This is a genomic window from Thiocapsa sp. (assembly GCF_035467215.1).
Lineage (GTDB): Bacteria > Pseudomonadota > Gammaproteobacteria > Chromatiales > Chromatiaceae > Thiocapsa.
In genome coordinates, this window is sequence record NZ_DATITZ010000084.1 from 1 (window position 1) to 5,774 (window position 5,774).

The following is a 5,774-nucleotide window of genomic DNA, read 5'->3' on the forward strand; positions in this document are numbered from 1 at the left end:
CAACCTGGTGCAATACCTGGGCGAGCTGGGTGCGGACGTGCGGGTGGTACGCAACGACGAGCTGAGCCTCGACGAGGCGATTGCGCTCGAGCCCGAGCGGATCGTGATCTCGCCGGGGCCCTGCACGCCGAACGAGGCCGGGATCTCGGTCGCGCTGATCAAGGCGATGGCCGGGCGTGTACCGATCCTCGGCGTCTGTCTGGGGCATCAGTCGATCGGCCAGGCGTTCGGCGGGAATATCATCAAGGCGCCGAGCGTGATGCACGGCAAGACCTCGGCGATCCACCACACGAACGTCGGCGTCTTCAGCGGACTGGATAACCCCTTCGAGGCGACCCGATATCATTCGTTGGTGATCGAGCAGCAGACCCTGCCGGATTGTTTGGAGGTGACGGCCTGGACCGAGACCGCCGAGGGCGAGCGCGAGGCCATCATGGGCGTGCGGCATCGCGAGCTTGCGGTCGAGGGCGTGCAGTTCCATCCGGAGTCGATCCTGACGCGGCATGGACACGATCTCCTCCGTAATTTTTTGGATACCGCGCTAAACCGCGTCCATCCCGACTGTTGATGTCGGCGGCGATGTCGACGCCGCAGTTCTCCAGTGGGCTGTTGAGACGCGGTTTAGGATATTTCAAGAATAATTAAAAAATAATCACTTAAAACGCGCAGCTCCGGCAGTGAATGCGCGTGATAAGTTCAACCCGACATGAAAACCTCACCTAAACCAAAGGGCGCGTTTTAATGGAGCTGAGAGAGGCGATCAACCGCTGCCTGGAACACCGTGATCTGACCGGCGAGGAGATGACCTCGGTCATGCGCACCATCATGACCGGCGGGGCGACCTCGGCGCAGATCGCGGGCTTCCTGATCGCCTTGCGCATGAAGGGCGAGGCGGTGCCCGAGATTGCGGCGGCGGCGGGCGTCATGCGCGAGCTGGCGACCGGCGTGGATATCGGCGGGCTTGATCATGTGGTCGACATCGTCGGTACCGGCGGGGATTCCTCGGGGACCTTCAACGTCTCGACCACCAGTATGTTCGTCGCTGCGGCGGCCGGTTGTCATGTGGCCAAGCACGGCAATCGCTCCGTATCCAGCCGCTCCGGTGCGGCCGACGTGCTCGAAGCGGCCGGGGTACGCTTGGATCTGACGTCCGAGCAGGTCGCACGCTGCGTGCGCGAGGTCGGTGTCGGCTTCATGTTCGCGCCGGGCCACCACAGCGCAATGAAACACGCGATCGGTCCACGCAAGGAGCTGGGCGTGCGGACCATCTTCAACGTCCTGGGTCCGCTGACCAATCCGGCCGGTGCGCCGAATCAGGTCCTCGGGGTCTTCAGCGAGGATCTGCTCGAGCCGCTGGCCCTGGTGCTGCAGCGTCTCGGTAGTCATCATGTCTTGGTGGTTCATGCCCGCGACGGACTGGACGAGATCAGTATCGGCGACATCACCGACGTGGCCGAGCTGAAGGACGGCGTCATCCACCGCTACGCCGTTCATCCCGAGGACTTCGGTCTCGCGCGAGCGGATCTCGATGCAATCCGTGTCGGGGATCCGGCCGAAAGCCTGGTGATGCTTCGCGGCGTCCTCGACAACCAGCCGGGGCCGGCCCGGGACATCGTTCAGCTCAATGCCGGTGCTGCAATCTATGCCGCCGGCCGTGCCGAGAGTCTCGCCGCCGGCTTGGCGCGCGCCGATTTCGCCATCTCCAGCGGCGAGGCCCGGCGTCGGCTCGACCGCTTGATCGCACTGACGGCGAGCTTCGATCGCGCGACGGGTGGCGTCTGACCATGGCCGATACGCCCGACATCCTCAAAAAGATTATTCACCGGAAGGTCGAAGAGGTCTCGGCCCGTTCGGCGCGCGTGCCGCTCGATCGGCTCGTTTCCGGCTTACACGAGGCCGATCCGCCACGCGGGTTCGCCGACGCGCTCCGCGCAAAGGTCGAAGCCGGCGTCCCCGCGGTGATCTCCGAGATCAAGAAGGCCAGTCCGAGCAAGGGAGTGCTGCGCCCGGATTTTCGGCCGGCCGAGATCGCGCAGAGCTACGCCCGCAACGGCGCGGCCTGTCTCTCGGTGCTGACCGACCGGGATTTCTTCCAGGGGAGCGACGAGGATCTCCAGGCAGCGCGCGCGGCCTGCGCGCTGCCGGTGATCCGCAAGGACTTCATCGTCGACCCTTATCAGGTCTACGAGGCCCGTGCCCTGGGTGCGGACTGCATCCTTCTGATCGCCGCCTGTCTGGACGATGCGCGGCTCGCCGAGCTGAATGCACTGGCCGGCCAGATCGGGCTGGACGTTCTGGTCGAGGTCCACGATGCGGACGAGCTGGAGCGGGCTCTGGCTGTCCCCGGTCGACTGATCGGGATCAACAACCGCAATCTGCGGACCTTCGAGGTGACCCTGGACACGACGCTCGGACTGCTCGACCGGGTCCCGAGCGACCGGCTCCTCGTCACCGAGAGCGGCATCCTGACGCCGGAGGATGTCGCGCGGATGCGTGCAAGCGGTGTCAATGCCTTCCTGGTGGGCGAGGCCTTCATGCGTGCCGAAGATCCGGGCGAGGAGCTGGCGCGGCTGTTCTTCGGAACGCATTGAGCGGCGCAAGACATCAAAGAGGCGTTGATAGCCGAGCCGGCACCTCCGGGGACCCCGGGATAGTCGACTTGCAGTCGACTCTGCGGCAGAGCTCCTATCGAGTGACGCGGATCTGCATCCCGTCGGGATGGGTCATGGCGTCGGGTTGCTTGCAGAGGTCCAGCAGGGTGCCGGCGATGCGTCCGGTTACGTCCAGGAAGGCCAGGTGACCGACCTTGCGGCTGGTCTGGCGCAGGCGTTGGGAGAGTTGGAGCCCGACGCTGTAGAGAAAATCCTTCGCGTACTCCTTCGATGGGATAATAGAGCGTGTCGGCCGCTTCGCCTTGACGGATGAAGTCCACGTTTTTGTCGTAGCTCTTGGCGTAACAATATCGCAACAAGGGCTCCAACCAACGTGGATCTTGTTTGGGCGGCGTCAGAATGGTCATGTCCCCGAGCGGAGCGGGTTGCGCATCGGGTCTTCTTTTTTCGGGACGAACGACGGCGGAGAGCTCGGATGAAGGCGCGTGTGAAATGGATCGAAGGGGCGGCGATGCTGGGCGAGGCCGGCTCGGGTCATGCCATCGTCATGGACGGTCCACCCGATCTCGGGGGTCGCAACATCGGTGTGCGCCCGATGGAAATGCTGCTGATGGGCTTGGGCGGCTGCACCCAGTTCGACGTCTTGCTCATCCTGCGCAAGGCGCGCCAGGCGGTGACGGACTGCGTCGTCGAGTTGACGGCCGAGCGCGCGGAGACAGACCCCAAGGTCTTCACCGCGATCCATGTCCATTTTATCGTGACCGGACGGGGACTCGATCCGCAACGCGTGGAGCGGGCGATCAAGCTCAGCGCCGAGAAATACTGCTCGGCATCCATCATGCTGGGCGCGACCGCGACCGTCACGCACGATTTCGAGATCCGCGATCTCGATACCGCTCTTGCATCCGTCGAACCGGAACGGTAGCGTGCGCGCTCCTGTTGTTCTGGAGGTCTCACGCCGATGCCCATGACCCTGAAAAAGCTGCGTCTGGAGGGGTTCAACAACCTTACCAAGACGCTCAGCTTCAACATCTACGATGTCTGTTATGCGGACTCGGACGAGCAGCGTGAGGCCTACATCCAGTATATCGACGAGGCCTACAACGCCGAGCGTCTGACCGCGATCCTGACGGATGTCGCGGAGATCATCGGTGCGACCATCCTCAATGTCGCGCACCAGGATTACGACCCGCAGGGCGCTTCGGTCACCATGCTGATCTCGGAGGAGCCGATCGCGGCGGGGCAGATTTCAAACACCGCTTCGCCCGGCCCCTTGCCCGAGGCGGTCGTTGCCCATCTGGACAAGAGCCACATCACGGTCCACACCTATCCGGAGAGCAATCCCCAGACCGGGATCAGCACCTTCCGCGCGGATATCGATGTCTCGACCTGCGGGCGCATCTCGCCGCTGCGGGCCTTGAACTATCTGATCCACGCGCTGGAGTCCGACGTGGTCATCATGGACTACCGGGTGCGCGGCTTCACGCGCGATGTCGGGGGGCGCAAGCACTTCATCGACCACAACATCAGCTCGATCCAGAACTATTTGTCGCGCGACACCAAGAACCGCTATCAGATGGTCGACGTGAACGTCTACCAGGAGAACCTCTTCCACACCAAGATGGTCATCAAGCACTTCCGGCTCGACGACTATCTCTTCTGCGTCGAGGCCAAGGATCTCTCCGAGCGCGAGCACCAGCGCATCCAAAAGCTGCTGCGCCGCGAGCTCACCGAGATCTTTTACGGGCGTAATCTGGGGCGCAACCTCGAGTTCACCGGCTGAATTCCGCTAGCGCGGAATTCAGGATGATAGGGGGATCGGGTGGTTCGCTTCGCTCACCGCCACCCGCCGGCCGGGCGTGTTCCGGCTCGGTCTACCTCGACAACCCGGCCGACGACTGCAGCGCGGCTGAGTGTCATAACCGCTCGTTATCGTTGTCGTTGTCGTAATCGACCATCGATACGACAACGATCTCGGACGGTCTCGGAATCTCCGCACCGCTCCACGACCCGCTCGATCCCGTTCGCCGGACGCCCTGAAAAAAATCCAAAACCCACCTGAACCGCGCCGCGCCGACGGTGATTGGTGGCTCCGAGATTCAAGATCGCTCGGAACCTCCATGCACCGCAGAGCGCGGTTCAGACCCAGTAGACCGTGCCCGTCATCACCTTGGACGTCAGTCGCATCGCCGAACGAATCGGCGCCGGCAGCTCGGCCCCGCCGGCGGCGTGGGCAATCTGCGCATGGTGGACCTCGTCGGCCTTCATCTGCTCGAGGATGGTACGCGTCTTCTCGTCGTCGATCGGGATCTGGGCGAGGTGCTCGTCGAGATGGTCCTCGACCTGGCGCTCGGTCTCGACGACGAAGCCGAGGCTCCATTTGTCGCCGGCCAGCCCGGCCGCCGCGCCCATTGCAAAGGAGCCCGCATACCAGAGCGGGTTCAAGAGACTCTTGCGGTCCCCCAAGTCATCCAAACGGGCGGCACACCAGGCGAGATGATCGTTCTCTTCCTTGGCGGAGCGCTCGAGGCGTTTGCGCGTGTCCGGCAGCTTGGCGGTCAGCGCTTGACCCTGGTAGAGGGCTTGGGCGCAGACCTCGCCGGTGTGGTTGATCCGCATCAGGCGGGCGACGTGCCGGCGCTGCTCGTCGGTGAGGTCCGCCTCCGGGATGTCCTCGGCCGGGTTCGGTCGCTCGGTGGTTTGCGGGCGTCCGAACAGCGTCCGCAACGCATGATCGGCGTTGATCAGGACCTGGTCGATGGGCGTCAAACGGCGTGTCGTCATGGGTTGCTCCGGTCGAAAAGGGTTGAGTTGCGGTCAGTATCGGGGATTCCGAGCCGCGTGACGAGTATGCGGGCAGCAGGGCCGGCTTCCAGCTTGAGGACGAGCCTGGCGAGCCTCGTTGCGGCAGTTTGTGTCGAGCGCCAACGGCGCGACCGATGTCAGCCCGGGGCAACGCCCCGGGTTTCTGAGCGGTTTGCACCGTTCGGCCCTTTCCCGAAACGCGCGCCTAAGATCGACACATCAAAGCGTTGGGCCGCCCCTTCAGGGCTTAGTATGGGGGTCGTGGTCCCGGGGCGTTGCCCCGGGCTCGCGTGGTGAGCCCCGTTGGGGCAGCCGGATACCAGCGGGTTCGATTCATGGCCATGGCAGGCTCCGTCC

At 63.9% G+C, this 5,774-nt stretch carries 6 protein-coding genes and 1 pseudogene; 5 read left to right on the top strand and 2 right to left on the bottom strand.

Features of this window, described 5'->3' with window-relative positions:
* From VLR48_RS04440 to trpC, 3 genes are all read left to right on the top strand, one after another.
* Positions 1-568: aminodeoxychorismate/anthranilate synthase component II (locus VLR48_RS04440; protein ID WP_325290623.1), on the top strand; the 568-nt coding region annotated here is incomplete at its 5' end.
* 173 nt (positions 569-741) lie between these two features.
* Complete coding sequence (trpD, locus tag VLR48_RS04445; RefSeq protein ID WP_325290624.1) at positions 742-1,782, top strand: anthranilate phosphoribosyltransferase; 1,041 nt, start codon at positions 742-744, stop codon at positions 1,780-1,782.
* A 2-nt stretch (positions 1,783-1,784) separates the two neighbouring features.
* The gene (trpC, locus tag VLR48_RS04450) at positions 1,785-2,591 is read left to right on the top strand and encodes an indole-3-glycerol phosphate synthase TrpC (RefSeq protein WP_325290625.1); all 807 of its coding nucleotides are present in this window, start codon (positions 1,785-1,787) and stop codon (positions 2,589-2,591) included.
* Positions 2,592-2,688: 97 nt separating this feature from the next.
* On the opposite strand, the pseudogene VLR48_RS04455 reads toward trpC, so the two are convergent.
* Positions 2,689-3,019: pseudogene (locus VLR48_RS04455) on the bottom strand (transcriptional regulator Crp); the annotation flags it as partial.
* Between the two features lie 68 nt (positions 3,020-3,087).
* Here VLR48_RS04455 and VLR48_RS04460 point away from each other — a divergent pair.
* Both VLR48_RS04460 and speD read left to right on the top strand, forming a co-directional pair.
* Positions 3,088-3,537: an OsmC family protein gene (locus tag VLR48_RS04460; RefSeq protein ID WP_325290626.1), complete on the top strand. Its 450-nt coding sequence runs from the start codon at positions 3,088-3,090 to the stop codon at positions 3,535-3,537.
* 36 nt (positions 3,538-3,573) lie between these two features.
* Positions 3,574-4,395 carry an adenosylmethionine decarboxylase gene (gene speD, locus VLR48_RS04465; protein ID WP_325290627.1) on the top strand — a complete coding sequence of 274 codons (822 nt, stop codon included), beginning with the start codon at positions 3,574-3,576 and terminating at the stop codon, positions 4,393-4,395.
* 356 nt (positions 4,396-4,751) lie between these two features.
* On the opposite strand, the gene coq7 is transcribed toward speD, so the two are convergent.
* Positions 4,752-5,396 carry a 2-polyprenyl-3-methyl-6-methoxy-1,4-benzoquinone monooxygenase gene (gene coq7 / locus VLR48_RS04470; protein ID WP_325290628.1) on the bottom strand — a complete coding sequence of 215 codons (645 nt, stop codon included), beginning with the start codon at positions 5,394-5,396 and terminating at the stop codon, positions 4,752-4,754.
* Positions 5,397-5,774 lie beyond the last annotated feature (378 nt).